14 protein-coding genes are annotated in these 16386 nt (G+C 58.2%); 11 read left to right on the top strand and 3 right to left on the bottom strand.

The window, feature by feature from the left end:
* Window positions 1–175 precede the first annotated feature (175 nt).
* The 5 genes from AC1Q67_RS22270 (at window position 176) to AC1Q67_RS22250 (ending at window position 6339) form a co-directional block, all read left to right on the top strand.
* Window positions 176–1435: a Glu/Leu/Phe/Val family dehydrogenase gene (locus tag AC1Q67_RS22270; protein WP_492237279.1), complete on the top strand. Its 1260-nt coding sequence runs from the start codon at window positions 176–178 to the stop codon at window positions 1433–1435.
* A 105-nt stretch (window positions 1436–1540) separates the two neighbouring features.
* On the top strand, window positions 1541–2464 hold the full coding sequence (locus tag AC1Q67_RS22265) for a helix-turn-helix transcriptional regulator (RefSeq protein ID WP_492237280.1): 924 nt from the start codon (window positions 1541–1543) through the stop codon (window positions 2462–2464).
* 192 nt (window positions 2465–2656) lie between these two features.
* Window positions 2657–4972: a TonB-dependent siderophore receptor gene (locus AC1Q67_RS22260; RefSeq protein WP_492237281.1), complete on the top strand. Its 2316-nt coding sequence runs from the start codon at window positions 2657–2659 to the stop codon at window positions 4970–4972.
* A 51-nt stretch (window positions 4973–5023) separates the two neighbouring features.
* Window positions 5024–6151: a PepSY-associated TM helix domain-containing protein gene (locus AC1Q67_RS22255; RefSeq protein WP_492237482.1), complete on the top strand. Its 1128-nt coding sequence runs from the start codon at window positions 5024–5026 to the stop codon at window positions 6149–6151.
* Window positions 6151–6339, top strand: a complete 189-nt coding sequence (locus AC1Q67_RS22250) for a hypothetical protein (protein ID WP_492237483.1) — start codon at window positions 6151–6153, stop codon at window positions 6337–6339. The genes AC1Q67_RS22255 and AC1Q67_RS22250 overlap by 1 nt, the downstream gene beginning before the upstream one ends.
* Window positions 6340–6363: 24 nt before the next feature.
* On the opposite strand, the gene AC1Q67_RS22245 is transcribed toward AC1Q67_RS22250, so the two are convergent.
* Window positions 6364–6891, bottom strand: coding sequence for an Lrp/AsnC family transcriptional regulator (locus AC1Q67_RS22245; RefSeq protein ID WP_492237282.1), 528 nt, complete (start codon window positions 6889–6891; stop codon window positions 6364–6366).
* 61 nt (window positions 6892–6952) lie between these two features.
* Between AC1Q67_RS22245 and AC1Q67_RS22240 the strand changes: the two genes are divergently transcribed.
* A complete protein-coding gene (locus AC1Q67_RS22240; protein ID WP_492237283.1) occupies window positions 6953–8143 on the top strand; it encodes a diaminopropionate ammonia-lyase in 1191 nt (396 codons plus the stop codon).
* 13 nt (window positions 8144–8156) lie between these two features.
* On the opposite strand, the gene AC1Q67_RS22235 is transcribed toward AC1Q67_RS22240, so the two are convergent.
* Both AC1Q67_RS22235 and pxpB read right to left on the bottom strand, forming a co-directional pair.
* The gene (locus tag AC1Q67_RS22235) at window positions 8157–9191 is read right to left on the bottom strand and encodes a 5-oxoprolinase subunit C family protein (protein ID WP_492237284.1); all 1035 of its coding nucleotides are present in this window, start codon (window positions 9189–9191) and stop codon (window positions 8157–8159) included.
* Window positions 9188–9913: a 5-oxoprolinase subunit PxpB gene (gene pxpB / locus AC1Q67_RS22230; protein ID WP_492238170.1), complete on the bottom strand. Its 726-nt coding sequence runs from the start codon at window positions 9911–9913 to the stop codon at window positions 9188–9190. The genes AC1Q67_RS22235 and pxpB overlap by 4 nt, the downstream gene beginning before the upstream one ends.
* Before the next feature lie 265 nt (window positions 9914–10178).
* On the opposite strand from pxpB, the gene AC1Q67_RS22225 reads away from it, so the two are divergent.
* From AC1Q67_RS22225 to AC1Q67_RS22205, 5 genes are all read left to right on the top strand, one after another.
* Window positions 10179–10955: a GntR family transcriptional regulator gene (locus AC1Q67_RS22225; protein WP_492237287.1), complete on the top strand. Its 777-nt coding sequence runs from the start codon at window positions 10179–10181 to the stop codon at window positions 10953–10955.
* A 135-nt stretch (window positions 10956–11090) separates the two neighbouring features.
* Window positions 11091–13454, top strand: a complete 2364-nt coding sequence (locus tag AC1Q67_RS22220) for a xanthine dehydrogenase family protein molybdopterin-binding subunit (protein ID WP_492237288.1) — start codon at window positions 11091–11093, stop codon at window positions 13452–13454.
* Window positions 13451–14290 carry an FAD binding domain-containing protein gene (locus tag AC1Q67_RS22215; protein ID WP_492237289.1) on the top strand — a complete coding sequence of 280 codons (840 nt, stop codon included), beginning with the start codon at window positions 13451–13453 and terminating at the stop codon, window positions 14288–14290. The genes AC1Q67_RS22220 and AC1Q67_RS22215 overlap by 4 nt, the downstream gene beginning before the upstream one ends.
* Complete coding sequence (locus AC1Q67_RS22210; protein ID WP_492237290.1) at window positions 14287–15495, top strand: xanthine dehydrogenase family Fe-S subunit; 1209 nt, start codon at window positions 14287–14289, stop codon at window positions 15493–15495. The genes AC1Q67_RS22215 and AC1Q67_RS22210 overlap by 4 nt, the downstream gene beginning before the upstream one ends.
* 108 nt (window positions 15496–15603) lie before the next feature.
* Window positions 15604–16380, top strand: coding sequence for a LamB/YcsF family protein (locus AC1Q67_RS22205; protein WP_492237291.1), 777 nt, complete (start codon window positions 15604–15606; stop codon window positions 16378–16380).
* Window positions 16381–16386 lie beyond the last annotated feature (6 nt).

The raw sequence follows: 16386 nt of genomic DNA, 5'->3' as shown, positions 1-16386 counted from the left end.
GTGATCCACACTCAATCCGACGACGAATTCCGGGCAAACCAACGCTCAACTTGCTAATGTGTGGATGGAGAATCGCGAGCCCTACTCCTGCGGTTGTCACGTTTCCGCGTACCTCGATGGTGTACCCCGCCTTGCAGAAGTAGCCAGTTCACCCTCATCAACAGGTGCGAAATAGATGACAGTCTATAGCGGTCCGGTTTTTGACATGGCGGTGAAGCAGTTCGGTGTCATCGCAGATTATCTGGCGATTCCAACGGACGACCGCGACAGGCTTCTCATGCCGAAGCGTGCGATCGTTATCTCATGTCCCGTTCATCGCGACGATGGATCGACGGCTGTCTTCGAGGGATATCGCGTTCAGCACCATCTGACTCTTGGCCCGACCAAAGGAGGAACGCGGTTCGCTGCAAGCGTTGATCTTGGCGAGGTTGCAGCGCTGGCGATCTGGATGAGCTGGAAGTGCGCACTGGTCGGTTTGCCTTATGGCGGCGCCAAGGGAGGTATCGGAGTTGATCCCTTAAGCCTGTCCGCACGAGAACTGGAATCCCTGTCGCGCCGCTACATGCAGGAGATGATTCCGTTCGTGGGGTCGCATGTTGATGTCATGGCGCCCGACATGGGAACGAACGAGCAGGTGATGGCGTGGTTCATGGATACATATTCGATGTATCAGGGGCGGACCGTCACGGAAATCGTGACTGGAAAGCCAGTCAGTGCCGGCGGCACTCTTGGAAGGCGTGAGGCGACGGGACGCGGAGTTGCTCATCTGGCCAAGCGCGTGATGCTCGAGCGAGCAATCAGCTTGAACAATGCGACGGCCGTGGTTCAGGGTTTCGGAAACGTCGGATCAGTCGCCGCTGCTGAATTGCAGGCGATGGGTGTAACGGTGATCGCGGTCAGTGATCACACCTGCGCCTTGCATCGCGCTGCGGGTTTGGATGTAACCTCCTTGATCCGTCACGTCACCGAGCATGGTTGCCTTCAGGGATACTCCGAGGAGCTGACGTGCGATCCATCTTCGATCCTGACACTTTCTTGCGATGTCCTGGTGCCGGCAGCGACCGAACGCGTTATTGACGCGAATATTGCCGAAAAACTGCAATGCAAGGTTCTCGCCGAAGGGGCGAACGGTCCCACCACACCTGACGCTGATCTCGTGCTTGAAAAGCGGCAGGATGACATTTTCCTGATACCCGACATTCTGTGTAACGCCGGCGGTGTCGTAGTCAGTTATTTCGAATGGGTGCAGGATTTGCAGCAGTTATTCTGGGAGGAAGAGGAGGTCATGCGGCGCGAGTATCAGATTCTCGATCGTGCGTTCGATCAGATGTCTGTACGCGCGAAGCGTGATAAAATCTTCAATCGGACCGCCGCAATGGCCATCGGGGTGGAACGCGTGCGCGCTGCAAAGATGAGGCGCGGGTTGTTTCCATAGGCCGAGGGGATCTACCCACTGTTTCTAATAGCTCTAAATTGGCCTTTGCCCCGTTGAGGACGTGGGGGAGGGGCGTCATAGTCGTGGTTTAGAGCAAGCGGCCTCATGACAAACCTTCACAGCCTGATTATCGAAGATTACCGCATTCTCGATAGCGAGAACCGTCCGGTTGAGGATACGTTTTCCCAAAACATGATCTGGCTGGATAATCCGGGCTGTATTCTTAATCCCGGCGATCTTCACCTTCCGAGCGATCTTCGTACACAGGGGACCATGAAGCCGGGTCTCTATATGACGATCGTGCTTGAAGGCACGGGTGAGAGTTGTGCACGCGATGGCCCGGAAAAAATCCGCTATTCCGAGAACAGGTTATTGGGAATGGCGATACGTGAGCCAACGCCATGCAACGGCGAGGCTCCCAGCGGCGCCATACGCGCTGTCGGCATTGCCTTTCCCCACTCGTCCATCAAGGCGCTTGGTCTCGAACAGGAGTTTCTCGACCTGTTCAAGGCAACAGAGCGGCCTGTTCTGGCGTTTTCGGTGCAGGCCCCGCCGCGAATTCAGGCTATTGCGTCGGAAATCCTGTCACCGGGAATCGACGGTCAGGCGGCAAAGTTGCTCATGAGTGCGCAGGCGACGGAGATATTGGCGAGGGGAATGTTTGCGCTGCGCCACAATGTTGAACTGACCAATCCGGTCGATCACAAGCGTGTGCGCCTCCAGGCCGCGAAGGACATGATGGACGCGGATCTGCGTTATCCTTGGACGATTGCTGAACTGGCGCGCCGGGCGGGATCGAGCCGGCGGTCCTTTAATCTGCGCTTTCGTGCGGCATACGGCATTAGCGCCATTGACTATCTGAGAACAAGACGGCTTGAGGTGGCGCGCGAAGCGCTGGTGTATCAAAATCTGTCAGTGACCGAAGCCGCGGATCTTGCCGGCTATACGAATCCCGCGAATTTCGCGACGGCGTTCCGGAAACACTTTGGCTCGGCCCCCAGGCTCTTCCGCAGCCAGGCCTTGTCCTGAACAGAAAGAAATCGCTGCACAACTGACAGATCAGTGCGTCCTAAGTGCCGCATCGATCAGGCAACGCCGCTACCTTTGAGAGCGTCAACATACGATCAAAGAGTTTTTGCGCATACGCAAAGGCGACCGTACACCAAATCTGCTTTCTCCGTCTGCGGGGGCTGAAAAGCCTAGCAAGATGGGGAGCTTGAGATGGAGCGGCTGCTTTCGAAGGATGTTCTGCGCGTGACAATGCGGAGCGCGTTGGGTATCGCGATTCTAGGGGGTGTTTGTCAGGCCACTCCTTCTTTCGCACAGTCCTCGGAAGCGACGTCCGAGAAACAATCGGCGACGACCCTTCCCGAAGTCCGGGTGGCGGGCCGGCGTGCGCAGCCTCGTCGTGCCCCACGCGTGGCGCCAGCCCCCGCGCTTGCGCAGCCTGTTCCAGCTCCGGTCGGTGAAAGTGGCACAGGACCCGTTATTGGCTATTCCGCTCGGCAAAGCGTGACGGCGACAAAAACCGACACGCCGTTGCTGGAGACGCCTCAGTCCATCTCGGTCGTGACGAAAGACCAGATCAAGGATCAGGGCGCGCAAACAGTCCAGGACGCGCTTCAGTATACGCCCGGCGTTTCGATCCAAGGCTACGGTGCGAATGCCTTCTTCGATGGCTTCAAGATACGAGGATTCGATGCGCCCCAGTATCTGGACGGCCTGCGGCTGCCCAGAGATGGCATTCAATTCGCGATGCCGAAGATCGAAACGTATGGTCTGGAGCGGCTGGAAGTGTTGAAAGGGCCATCTTCCGGTCTTTATGGACAGACCGATCCGGGTGGCTTCATCAACATGATCAGCAAGCGGCCGACCGCGACGCCGCACTATGATGTCGAAGGTACGTTTGGGTCGTTCAATCGCATCCAAGGCGCGTTCGATATCGGTGGCCCCAGCGACAAGAGCGGTGAGTTTCTCTATCGCGTCGTCGGCCTTGCGCGCCAAAGTGATACGCAGACCGACTTCATGCAGGATAACAAGCTGTTCATCGCGCCGAGCCTGACTTGGCGACCAACGATGGATACGAGCTTCACGATCATTTCGCACTATCAGAAGATCGACAACAAGGGTTACCAGCAGTATGTGCCCGGGCAGGTGTCGTTCTTACCCAACCCGAACGGACGCGTCCCGTACGGCCGCTACATTGGTGAGCCTGGTCTGGATGGCTACAAGCTCGAGCAAGCGGCTATCGGCTATGCGTTCGAGCACCGCTTCGACAACAATCTGCAGTTCCGGCAAAACCTTCGTTACATGGAGGTAACGAACGACTTGCAGAGTGTGCGCTCCGAGGGGATGTTTTCGCCGATCTTCCCTCCAACGCCCGCAAGTACGAGCACCTCGCTTGTCAGCCGCAGCTACAACTACGTTAACTCTAAGGCGCAAAACCTTACCTTGGACAATCAGCTTCAGGGCGACTTCCGAACTGGTATCCTGACTCATAAAGTTCTTGTGGGCATGGATTATCTGCGCCAGACGGGGAATTCTGATTATCGATCAACCAGCATCGATCCGATCAACGCATATAATCCCGCTTACGGGGCTTTTGTTCCACCCGCAAGCGCGCTGCCTCCTTTTATGTTGCTGAACAACAAGATCGACCAGGTTGGCTTGTACGCACAGGATCAGATCAAGCTGGATCGCTGGACCTTGTCGCTGACCGGTCGTCAGGATTTTGTGAATACCGAGCTGGTTAGCCTCGCCTCTTATCCGAACCCGGGCACTTATCGTCGTAGCGATGCCGCTCAAACCGGCCGTGTTGGTCTGAACTATCTGTTTGACTTCGGCCTGTCGCCTTACGCCAACTACTCCACATCATTTGTTCCGAATGCCAATGCGAGCCGTAATGGACAGGCATTCAAGCCGACGACAGGCGAGGGCTGGGAGGCTGGAGTTAAGTTTCAGCCTGTTGGCGCTAACTTGATGCTCACGGCTGCTTATTTTGACATCAAGCAGAACGACGTTTTGACAGCGGATCCGGTTAACTTCCTCTTCAACGTTCAGACCGATGCCGTCCGTTCGCGCGGTGTCGAACTTGAGGCGCGGGGCAATATCACGCGGGAGCTCGAAATTATCGCGGGGTACACGCATACGGATGCCAAGGTCACTGCGAGCGCGGTCGGTGCTCAGGGAAAGTATTTAAACGGCGTGCCGATTGATCAAGCTTCGCTGTGGGCCAAGTATACCTGGTTTGATGGGCCGTTGGCGGGCCTGGGCCTCGGTGCCGGCGTCCGCTATGTAGGCGAGAGCTATGGCGATCAATTCAACACCTTCGCTCTTTCCGACTATACGCTGTTCGATGCCAGCGTGAGCTATGACTTTGCTCACGTAAGGCCGGACCTGAAGGGCTGGTCAGCGCAAGTCACCGCGAAGAACCTCACGAACAAGTACTATGTCGCGTCTTGCCTGACGGGCTTGGCTTATTGCGGCCTTGGAACGGCCCGTACGGTTCTCGGAACTCTGAAGTATTCCTGGAACTAAAGGAGCGAGACAGTGGCAAGTAGCAGCAGGTCATTACGCAGGTGGGGCTGGATTCACAAATGGTCCAGCATCATCTGCACCGTGTTCATGTTGATGCTCTGCATCACCGGCTTGCCGTTGATCTTTCATCACGAGATCGACCATCTGCTGCATGACGAAGTGCAGGCCGCGCCGGTCACCGAAGGAACACCGCTCGCCAGTCTCGACCTGATTGTGAAGAACAGCCTGTCGAAAGATCCGGGAATGGTGCCGCATTTCCTGATCTGGGATCCGGATGACGCCAATGCGCTAATGGTGAGCATCGGTAAATCATTGGAGGCCAATCCCTCCGACAATCGGATCGTTCGTGTTGGTGCTCACACCGCGGCATATCTGGATGCGCCGGATGTCACGGGGCGCTTCACCTACATCATGCTCAAGCTGCACACAGACATGTTCGCTGGTCTGCCGGGAAAACTCTTCCTCGGGCTGATGGGTATTCTCTTTTGTGTGGCGATCATTTCCGGCATCGTCGTCTATGCGCCGTCGATGCGGAAGCTGAAATTCGGCACTTATCGGCGTGACAGGGTTCGCGTGGTCAGGTGGCTCGATATTCACAATCTTTCCGGCATCGTGCTTGTGATGTGGATGCTGGTTGTCGGATTCACCGGTGTCATCAATACTTGGGCGGAACTCGTCATCAAGATCTGGCAATTCGGGCAGCTTGCGGAAATGACCGCGCAATACAAAGATAAGCCGCTGCCGTCCCATCCGTCATCGATCGACGCGGCGGTGCAGGTCGCCATCAAGGCGGCGCCGAACATGAAGCCGGCGTTCGTGGCATTCCCGGGCACCATCTTCAGCAGCAAGAGTCACTACGCGGTCTTCATGAAGGGAAATACGCCGCTGACGGCGAAGCTGCTCAAGCCTGCATTGATCGATGCGGAGACGGGAATCTTGACCGACAGTCGGGATCTGCCGTGGTATGTTGCAACGCTTTTGATCTCGCAGCCGCTGCATTTTGGTGATTATGGCGGCATGCCGCTAAAAATCATCTGGGCGATTCTCGATATCATCACCATCGTTGTTTTGATCACCGGACTTTATCTGTGGCTCAGGCGCCGCCAGTCTGGGGCAAGTATCGAGCGAGTTGTCGTCGATGCAGCGGCCTCGGATCATCGCGCAGTCTATACGTCATGATGTATATGTCAGTTCGGCCGCGCCGGCAGACCAACGTTCAGATTTTCGCAGTACCGCTCGTGCTTGGCGTGCTGAGTGTGGTTGGCCTCATATCGGCTCTCGTCGGGGATGGCCTTTGGGATGGCGTGTCGTGGCTAACGCTGACGATTCCGATCCTGTTGTGCGGGTATTTCCTTTTGAAGCGTTGATAAGATTTGGCGTCGGCAAAAATTTCAAAGGCCTTTGCCCGGTATCAGCGGCACCCTCAGACTCGTTTTAACGCGGTTCATCGCGACAAACGTATTGAAGTGCTTCACATTCCGGTTTTCGAGGAATAGGCGGCGGCTGAGCTGTTCGTACTCTTCCATGGTTGACACCGTGAGAACGAGGATGAAGTCCGCAGCACCTGTCACATAGTAGCATTGCTGAACTTCAGGTGCCGCGGCGAACTCACGGCGCGCCGAGTCCATCAGGTCCGCCTGTTCGCTGTCGATCTGTACTTCCACGACAATCGTAATGGGACGCCCAACGCTGGCGGGATCAACAATTGCCACGTTGGATTGAATAACGCGCGCGTCTTCCATCCGCCGGACTCGCCGCTGCACGGCGGCGGCCGACAGGTTGACGGATTTTCCGATTTCCTGAAGCGAGGTGTGGTTGTTGACCTGCAACTCCTCGAGAATGGCGAGGTCGAAGTCGTCCAGCTGGATGCTTTTTGAAGGTGCCATCGAGTTCTCGCAAAATTGTTGCGTCTGGGCCATAAAATCAGGGGCAAAATAGCACGTCAAGTAAGCTAATTTTGCATCTGAAAGAGGTGCAGATATGATTGAACGCAACAAGAGCATCAACCGCGGCAAGCCCCTGCTGGCCTTGGATCAGGAGATGTTTGGACCGGTGGCCGCCGAAAAGGCGCTGGCAATGCTGCGGCTGCACCCGAGTTATCGGCCGTCGCCGCTACGCTCTCTGGGCGAGGTGGCGGCCACGGCGGGCGTGCGATCGGTTCATATCAAGGACGAGAGCGGGCGGTTCGGGCTTGGCAGTTTCAAGTCATTGGGTGGGGCCTATGCCGTTGTCTGCCTCGCGCTTGAAGAAGCTGGCCGCGTGCTCGGCCGCCCCGTGCTTCCCGGCGAATTGCTCGACCCCGACGTGCGCGCCGTTGTGCGCAATATCAATGTCGGCTGTGCGACAGACGGCAATCACGGCCGGTCCGTTGCCGCCGGAGCCAATCTCGCCGGATGCCAGGCGAATATCTTCGTTCATGAAGGCGTCAGTCCTGAGCGGATCGCGGCGATTGCGCGCTTTGGCGCCAATGTTATCGAAGTTGACGGCAACTACGATGACGCGGTCGCCGAAGCAGAACGCGTCTGTCATGCCAACAACTGGATCATTGTATCAGACACGTCGTGGCCGGGTTACGAGCGCATTCCTCGTCTCGTGATGCAGGGCTACACTGCGATGGTCTCCGAGATTCTTGATGAAATCGCGGAACTGCCGACGCATGTATTCTTGCAGGCAGGTGTTGGCGGGTTTGCCGCCGCCATTGCTGCAAATCTCACGCTCCGTAGCGGCGCTTCCCGGCCTAAATTCATCGTTGTCGAGCCCGATCGCGCGGCGTGTCTGCTCGCCAGCAATGAGGCCGACACGCCGGTCAAGATCGCGCCAGTCGAGCCGACTGTGATGGCGATGCTTGAATGTTACGAGCCATCGATGCTGGCCTGGGACATTCTTTCCCGGCTGGCGGAAGCCTACATGACGGTGCGTGATCCCGATGCGATCGCGGCGATGAAACAGCTGGCTAGAGCGGAAAACGGAAGAAGCCGTGTAATTGCTGGTGAAAGCGGTGGTGCCGGGTTGGCCGGTCTGCTCGCTGCGGCGAACGATCCGCAGAGCCGCGCCTTGCTCGGACTGGACGCAAATTCGCGCGTGCTGCTCTTTAATACGGAAGGCGCGACCGATCCTTCGATCTACAAGAGCTTGACCGGCGTCGATCCACGCATTCTTGTCCCGGCCTGACCACAATTCCAGATCAGGCTTTCGCGTCGACCACGCCGTCGATCAGGTTGCAGGTATATAGTGCTTTGATGTTGATGCCTTGCGTTTCGCTCACAGGCCGAATGTCCTGAATGATATTCAGGACATTCTGATGTTCGGCACGGCGGATCGCCTCCGCTTCTTCGCGCGATACAGCCTTGAATCTGACGGTGCGTCCGGCGCCGCGGACACCAAGCAGCGGCAAGTCAGCGGAGATGACGGTAGCGATTTTCGGATAGCCGCCTGTTGTCTGTGCGTCGACCATCAGAACGATGGGAAGCTTTGAGCCGGGCACCTGGATTGATCCGGCTACAATGCCGTCAGAGACGATATTGTAGTCACTCTTGTGTACAAGAGTTGGTCCATCCAGACGAAATCCCATCCGGTCGGATGCCGGCGTGATGGTGTAGGTGCTCGACAGAAATTCGCGGATGGCGTCTTCGGTGAAATAGTCATCCTGCGGGCCGAGCACGACGCGGATCGCCTGATCGAAATGAAGATTGCGCTGTTCGCTCAGAGTGACTTCTTCACGTGCAGAGACGTCTTCGGTTGCTCCATCCAGGACGTCACCGCCTCGAAGCTGCCGTCCGAATAGTCCGCCGAAACCTGCGCGGGTATAGGTCGATCGGCTGCTAAGGCACAGCGGGACATCGAAACCGCCTTCGATCGCCAGATAAGAGCAGAACACATCTCCACCTAAGCGCACCCGCACGATCTCGCCTTTGGTCAGCCGGATGGATTGTCCTGAGCGGATAAGGGGATCTTCGCGCCCAACGATATCGAGCCCGCCGCCGCTGCCAACCAGTGCGAGTCGAACCGACGAACTCACGACCTCCAGCTCCGGACCGGAGCCGATGATTTCCAGGCATGCAGCGTTTTGCTCGTTTCCGACCAGTGCATTGGCTAACATAAAGCCATTGCGGTCGAGAGCACCGGACACCGGTACGCCGACATGCTGAAAGCGCCGCCGCCCCTCGTCTTGTACGGTTGTATGGAAGCCGGGCGCGATGACTTTGAGCACTGAAATCACGCCGCAAGCTCCGTGCTTTCCGGAACATAGTCATTGCGATCAACGGCCTTGCGGATGCGGTCAAATTCTTCGGGCGAGACCGGCTCGAATTTGACGCCATCGCCGGGGCCAAGCAGGGAGCCCTTTGCCGATGCAGCATCAAAAAAACGGACGGGGGAGGTTCCGATCAGATGCCAGCCTCCCGGGCTCTCATACGGGTAAACGGCGGTCATGCTGGTTGCGATCGCCAGCGAGCCGGGCGGAACACGCAGGCGGGGATCCGATCGACGCGGCAGTTGCAGTCTTTCCGGCAGGTCACCCATGTAAGGATAGCCTGGGACAAAACCGATCATGTACACATGATATTGCGTGCCGGCATGGAGTGCGGCGACTTCGGCCGCGGAAAGACCCTTTGTTTTTGCAACGTCTTCGATATCGGGGGCGAATTTCGGATCGTAGCAGGCAGGGATCATCCAGAGCCGCTTGTGATGCGCTGATTGTGCTGGCCGATCCACGAATGATGTAATGGCTTGTTCAAGCTCGCTGCCGGCCGTCGCCAGCGGATCATAGTTCACGCTGAGCGAGCGGAATGTCGCGACCACTTCAGTCACGCCAGGCAACCCGGCTTGTTCCAGCGCTTCAGCCAATGCGAGAACGCGGTCACTGGTTTTGCGGTCGATCGCCGATCCGAACTCAACGACAAGGGCGCTGTCCGCCGCCTTCAAGATCCGGAAATCAGCCATGCTGTCCACACTCATTCAATTGATATTATAGTACTAAAGATAGTATGATTTCGTCAAATCTTCCTTGAATATCTGTGCGGGCAGGTTGAAAATTGAATGCCATCCTTGCTTAGCGAATGGCCGAAGATTCTGGCTTTAGCTCACTGTGCCTTCAGCTAGCGCATTGCTTTGATGTCGGTGTCAGTTATGATCTTCGCTGCGAGTCCCAGATTCCAGAAGAAGTGATAATGTGTCCAGACTGTTAAAGGCATACGACCGCAGCAGAGTGCCCCTGTACATCCAGGTCGCGTCGGTGTTGAGGACGCGGATCCAGTCCGGACAGTGGAGTGCCGGGGACAAGATTTCCACCCTTGAAGAACTCGAGCGCGAGTTCGAGGTGGCGCGCGTCACGGTAAGACAAGCCGTGGATATCCTGCGCGAGGAAGGTCTGCTTCAGGCGCGCCAGGGGCTCGGTACCTTCGTTTCGAAGAAGACCCAGGACCGGCACTGGGTGAAGCTCGCGACCAGTTGGGCCACTTTGATTGAATCGCTCAAGGACAATGTGCCGCGGCGGTTGGCGATCGACGAAGGCGTCGCTCCGCCTGTTTTGGGCGAATCTGACGGCGATTTGGCTTCCAGTTACGTCAAGTTACGCAGCGTGCAGTACCGCAATGAGGATCCATATTCCGTCGTCAATCTTCTTCTGGCGCGGGAAATCTTCGACCTGAACCCCGTGCGGTTCAAGAATGCGGCGGCGCTCGTGGCTATCGATGCCATGGATGAGATTACGCTGTCGGAGGCGCATCAGACGCTGACAATCGGCAGCGCCGATCCTGAAATCGCCGATCTTCTCAAGATTTCGATCGGTGCGCCAACTGTCGAGGCCCATTGCGTGGTTATCGATGACGGCGGTATCGCGATCTATGTCGGCGATATCATTTACCGCAGCGAAAGCATCAAGCTGCAAATGGACCTTCTGGGCACCAAGCCGCTGCGCGAAAAGAAAGCCAGGAACGGGCACAAGGCCGTCAATCTGGCGCGGCGAAAGTCAGGAAAAGCCTAGTTCCAGGGCAGTGCGCGGTCTTTTTCAGCAGCTTTACTTTGTTCCTTAATTCGCATGAACGAGGTCTTGCTATCGTCCTAAAAATAGGATGAATTTGCGCAGGTGGTGTCCCGCCTTCCGTTGAAGGAAATTGACATGGTTGAGCAAGGGGTAGGCGCGCGGCTTCTTCGCAAGGAAGATGACCGTCTGATGCGCGGGCGCGGCGAATTTGTCGGCGATATACGATTACCGGGCATGCGCGATGTTGCTTTTGTCCGGAGCCCTCTGGCTCACGCGCGTATCAAGGGCATACGGATCCCGCCGCAGTATCGGGACAGCGTCTTCGTCGCGGCTGACCTTGAAGGCGTGAAGCCGATCCGGGCGGTATCGGGCCTTCCGGGTTTCAAGGTTTCCGAGCAGCCGATTCTGGCCTTCGAAAAAGTGCGTCAGGTCGGCGAATTGATTGCCATGTGCGTCGCGGACACGCGCGCTGAGGCAGAGGACATCGCTGGCGCCGTTGAGGTGGATTTCGAGGAATTACCTGCCGTTCACGACATGCTGCTGGCGAAGCGTCCGGATTCGGCGCTGCTCCATGAGCACTGGGGAGACAACATCTTCCTGGAGACATTCGTCGATGTGAACATGGAAGCGGCGTACGATGCGCCGATCAAGATCACGCGCGAGATTTCCACGGCGCGCCAGAGCATGGCTCCGATGGAAGGGCGCGGTACGGTTGCCATGTGGCACAAGCGCATGGAGCAACTGGTTCTCTATACCGGAAACCAGCAACCGCACATCGTGCGCAACGGTCTTTCGGAGTGCCTTGGGCTCGAACAGATTCAGGTTCGCATTGTTTCGCCCGATGTCGGTGGTGGCTTTGGCTACAAAGGCATCGTGTTGACGGAAGACATCTGCCTTGGCTGGCTTGCGAAGCGCTGCGGATATCCCGTGCGCTGGATCGAGGATCGCCGTGAGCATCTCACCGCTGGGGCCAATTGCCGCGAGCACCACTATAACATCACCGTCTATGCCGATCGCGACGGCAAGCTGCGTGGCGTAGAGTGCGAAGCGACGGTCGATTCGGGCGCCTATTCCTCTTATCCGTTTTCGGCCTGCCTTGAGGCCGCGCAAGTCGCGAGTATTCTGCCTGGGCCTTACGATTTTCCGTCGTATCGCTGCCGTACGTGGTCGGTCGCGACCAACAAGTGTCCGATCCTGCCGTATCGCGGCGTTGCCCGCACGGGTGTCTGCTTCGCGATCGAGCTGATGATGGACGCCATTGCGCGCGAGACCGGCCTTGAGCCTTATGAAGTTCGGCTGAAAAATCTCGTTCAGCCGGAGCAGATGCCTTTCGACAACATCACGAAAAAGCATTTCGACAGCGGCGATTATCCGGAATCACTGCGGCAGGCATTGGCGAAAATCGATTTGGCGGCGCTGCGTGATCGTCAGAAGAAGCCCGAGGCAGATGGACGGCTGATCGGTGTCGGCCTGTCGGTCTATTGCGAGCAAGGCGCACATGGAACGTCGGTTTACGCCGGTTGGGGTATTCCGATGGTGCCGGGTCACGAGCAGGCCACCGCGCGCATGACGCCGGACGGCGGGCTCGAACTGCGCGTCGGTGTCCATTCGCATGGACAGAGCATGGAAACCACGCTCCCGCAGGTCGCAAATGAGATTCTCGGGATCGATACGGCCAAGATCAAACTCGTCCACGGCGACACCGAATACACGCCGTACTCCACCGGAAGCTGGGGATCGCGATGTGCGGTGATGGCCGGCGGCGCGGTCGCGACGGCGTCGCGCGAACTCGGCAAGCTTGCGCTGGGGATCGGCGCGCACCTGCTGCAAACCGACATCAGCAATGTAAAGCTCAGTGATGGTGCTGTGGTCGGACCCAACGGCAGCGTCACATTGCAGGAAATCGCCTACACTTGGTACCGCCGCCCGCAGGATCTTCCACCGTCGGTCGATCCGCGCGGTCTGGAAGTGACTATCGGTTACAAGCCTGTGCGTGACTCCGGTACGTTCAGCTACGCTTCCCACATTGCTGTCGTCGCGGTTGACCCGGAGATGGGCGATATCGAGCTCCTCGATTACGTGATCGTCGAGGATGGCGGAAAACTCATCAATCCGATGGTGGTCGATGGCCAGATTTATGGCGGGCTCGCGCAGGGTATCGGCACCGCGTTGTACGAAGAGATGAATTTCGATACATCCGGTCAGCCGCTTGCGTCGACGTTCGCGGATTATCTGTTGCCCGGTCCGACCGAAGTACCGGAGCCGAAGCTTGGCCATATGGAAACTCTGGCGCCGTACACCGAGTTCGGTGTGAAGGGCCTTGGCGAGGGGGGCGCGATCGCGCCTCCGGGAGCTATCGGCAATGCGGTCAATGACGCGCTGAAGTCGCTCGGTGCTGAAATACGGCATTCGCCGATCACGCCGCGCAGGGTGCTGGAGGCAATCCAGGAAGCCAAGAGCACACCACGCGCAAAAGCCGGTGAAGGAGTGCTCGCGTGAAGCCGGTTAATTTCGATTACGCGCGTCCCGGTGACGTCGGTGCAGCTCTCAAGCTGATCAGTGACGACAGTCTCACGGTCAAGATCATGGCTGGCAGTCAGTCGCTCGGGCCCATGCTCAACATGCGCCTCGTGCAGCCAGATCTTTTAGTGGACATCACCGGCATCGACGAGCTTCGCAGCGTTGATCAACGGTCCGACGAGATCGTGCTTGGCGCATGCATCACCCATGCGGACATCGAAGACCGGCGCGTGCCGGACGTGACCTGCGGTGCATTGCCGACGGTGGCGCGGGGTATTGCCTACCGCGCCGTGCGCAATCGCGGAACCATCGGGGGCAGCCTGACGCACGCGGACCCTTCGGCGGACTGGCATTCGATCATGGCGGCCGTCGGCGCCAAGGTTGTGCTACGGGGTCTTGGCGGCGAGCGTACGATCCCGGTTGAGGATTATATGGTCGGCGCACTGGAAGCTGATTTGCAGCCCGGAGAGATGCTGGTCCGCGTCAAGGTTCCCAAGCTGAGCAGCACGGCGCGCTGGGGTTATTACAAGAGCTGCCGGAAGACCGGTGAGTTCGCGCATGCCATCGGGGCATTCCTTTCCGATCCGGATCGCGGGGTCAGCCGTGTCGTCATCGGGGCGACGGAGGGCCGGCCGATCGTGGTCGCTGAAGCCAGCAACATCCTTGGCGACGGACGCGCCGAGCGCCTTGGCGCTGGTTTCAACAGTCAGGCGGTTGGCGAAGTCATCGAAGCGGCGGGTATGACCGATCCGCTGGACAAGCAAACACATGTTGTCGCGTTGCGGCGCGCTATCGAACAGGCGCAATCGGCATGAATACAGTCAGCCTCACAGTTAACGGCAAGCAGGTCAGCGCGAATGTTCAGCCGCGCACCCATCTCGCCGATTTCGTGCGTGAGACCCAGAACCTCACCGGCACTCATCTTGGCTGCGAGCACGGCGTTTGCGGTGCCTGCACGATTCTGGTCGATGGTGTGCCGACGCGCTCCTGCATTACCTTTGCGGTCGCCTGTCAGCAGGCCGATGTGACCACAATCGAAGGTCTCGACAACGACGAGATCGCGGCCGAGTTGCGCATCGCGTTCACTCAGGAACATGCATTGCAATGCGGCTATTGCACGCCGGGAATGCTCGTGTCCGCTCGCGATGTGGTGCTGCGGATGCAGGCGCCGAGCGAGCATGACATTCGTGTTGCGATGAGTGGCAACCTGTGCCGCTGCACGGGCTATGTCGGCATCATTCGTGCGGTGCAGCGCGTCGTCGAAGCGCGCCGCAGCCGAGGTATTGCCGCGATTCCAAACGGCAACCGGACACGGCTTGGCCCATCGGGGTCGGGGCATGCGGTTCCGATCGCCGCAGACTCCGCGCCGCGCGCGGTCTCGGCGCCGAAAGCTGCGAAGAAACTGAGCATCCCCGCCGCGTCTGCTGCGCGGATGGATCCTGACTGGAAGCCGCAGACGACGTTCAACGAGAGTTTCGTCGTCGCGCATCCGGTCGATGTAGTGTGGGACTTCTTCGGCAATGTCGCGGGCGTGGCCTCTTGCCTTCCCGGCGCGTCGCTGGCGGGGGAGCCGATTGACGGCCACGTCGAAGGTCAGATGAAGGTCAAGGTCGGTCCGATCTCAGCGGAGTTCCAAGGCGTCGCCGACATCACTCGCGATGATGCGAAGCGGACCGGAATCATTATGGGTTCGGGCAAGGACAGGCGCAGCAACTCTGCGACGCGTGGCCTGGTCGGGTACGCTGTGAAGCAGGGCGACAACCCCGATGAAACACGCGTGGACGTCAGTATTGGGTTCACGCTGACGGGCGCATTGGCGCAGTTCAGCCGCTCCGGGCTCGTCCAGGACGTCGCCGGACGCCTGATCGCCATGTTCGTCCGGAACCTCGAGGCAAAGCTCTCCGGGAATACAGAGGCAATACAGGGAGAGGCCCCGGGCCTCGATGCAGCTTCGCTCGTATTCGACGTCCTGAAGGCGAGGCTCAAGCGCCTGTTCGGGCGACTTTTTGGCTCTCGTTAAGGCGACGATATCGATAAAAGATATTGTCTTACTAACAATAGTACCTTATGCTTGGCGGGACCTTAAAAACAAGCGCTTCCGCCAATCGTGCTAAATCCGGAGTGAGCAATGACCATCAAGATCAACCTCAACGCAGACATGGCGGAGGGCTTCGGCGCTTATGATATTGGCGACGACGACGGGATCCTGAAGATCATCGGTTCTGCCAATATCGCCTGCGGTTTCCATGCAGGTGATCCGCTGACCATGCGTCAGGTTGTTGCCGATGCAAAGCGCGCCGGCGTCAGTGTTGGCGCGCATCCCGGCTTCAACGACCTCTGGGGCTTCGGCCGTCGGCGCATCGACATGCGTCCCGACGATCTTGAAAACATGATTGCCTATCAGATTGGCGCCCTTCAAGCCCTGGCTTCTTATTCGGGCGTGAAGGTGACGCATCTGAAGCCGCATGGCGCGCTCAACAACATGTCGGCTGAGAATTACGAATACGCACTGGCGATCGGCCGCGCGATCAAGGCGGTCGATGACAGCATCATTTATCTGGCGCTCTCCGGCTCCGAAATGGAAAAGGCCGGGCGCAGTCTCGGGCTGAAGGTCGCGCTGGAAGGCTTCTGCGACCGCCAGTACGAAGAGGACGGCAATCTGACCTCGCGCAAGATTCCGGGCTCGGTCATCAAGGATCCGGCGGTTGCGACCAAGCAGGTTGTCGACATGGTGGTGAACAACACGATTACCACGCGCACCGGCAAGCAGATTCCCTGCAAGGTTCATTCGCTGTGCGTTCATGGTGACGAGCCGACCGCGGTCGCGCTGGCAAAGTCGGTGCGCGAAGGTCTCGAGAAGGCCGGTGTCAAACTGGTGCCGCTGACCGAAATGGCGCTCGACTGAACATTC

This window comes from Afipia sp. GW823-FHT06G09 (assembly GCF_058794875.1).
The sequence above is the reverse complement of the archived record's forward strand: the minus strand, read 5'-3'. Positions and strand labels throughout refer to the sequence as shown.